Genomic DNA, 863 nt, shown 5'->3' on the forward strand with positions numbered 1-863 from the left:
TTACAGAAAAAGCCGTCTTTCATCCCACGGTTTCAATCGTGGAATGAAAGACGGCATTGCTCGGCAATCCCTTAATGGGATTGCTTAGAGCAACCATTTGGATGTTGCAGTATAACCATTAAACTGATACAATTAATAATATGGAACAACAATATCGAAGAACGAAAACAACTGTATCTTTAATTAACTATCATTTTGTTTTCTGTCCACGTTATCGAAGAAAAGTGTTAGTAGGCAGAGTGGAAGAGCGATTCAAGCAGTTAGTAGAAGAAATTTGCCAAGAGAATGATTGGGTCATCCTTGCTATGGAAGTGATGCCTGATCATTGCCATTTGTTCTTGAATTGTCTCCCTTCTGATTCTCCATCAGATATTATGGCAAGAGTGAAAGGAGTGACTTCCAGACGATTAAGACAAGAATTTAAACACTTGTCTCATTTGCCAAGTCTTTGGACACGCTCTTTCTTCGTTAGCACAGCAGGGAATGTATCAAGTGAAACAATAAAACGCTATGTGGAATCTCAAAAGAAAAGGGGGTGAATCCATGCCGACCATCACACTAAGGCTGGAACTGCACAACCCAACGAAAGCCAAGCAGGAAATGTACGAGCGAATGACAGAATGGAACACAGAATTTGCGAATTGGCTATGGCATCATCCTGAATGAAACAAAGCGACGAGCAAGATATTCAAAGACTTTTCGTCACAAAAGTTTCCTTCTGCTATCGTGAATCAGACGATTCGAGAAGTAAAGTCCCAAAAGAAAAATCAGAAGGCAAAGACGTTTAGAAAACTATGGTGTTGCTTTAATAATCAAAACTTAAAAATAGAAAAGAAAGGAGATTTCTACACGGTTGCTTTTCC

The 863-nt window shown here is 39.2% G+C and carries 1 protein-coding gene and 1 pseudogene; both read left to right on the plus strand.

What is annotated here, in order from left to right:
• The first annotated feature begins 140 nt into the window (after positions 1 to 140).
• Complete coding sequence (tnpA, locus tag GJ1_RS18200) at positions 141 to 539, plus strand: IS200/IS605 family transposase (protein ID WP_075261904.1); 399 nt, start codon at positions 141 to 143, stop codon at positions 537 to 539.
• Positions 540 to 543: 4 nt separating this feature from the next.
• Positions 544 to 863 (plus strand): annotated as a pseudogene (locus GJ1_RS18205) (RNA-guided endonuclease TnpB family protein); the annotation flags it as partial.

The sequence above is a fragment of the Geobacillus jurassicus NBRC 107829 genome (assembly GCF_001544315.1).
Classification (GTDB): Bacteria; Bacillota; Bacilli; order Bacillales; family Anoxybacillaceae; genus Geobacillus; species Geobacillus jurassicus.

Coding starts and splice junctions, on each gene's coding strand:
- tnpA (WP_075261904.1), top strand. CDS start 141: ATGGAACAACAATATCGAAGAACGAAAACAACTGTATCTTTAATTAAC.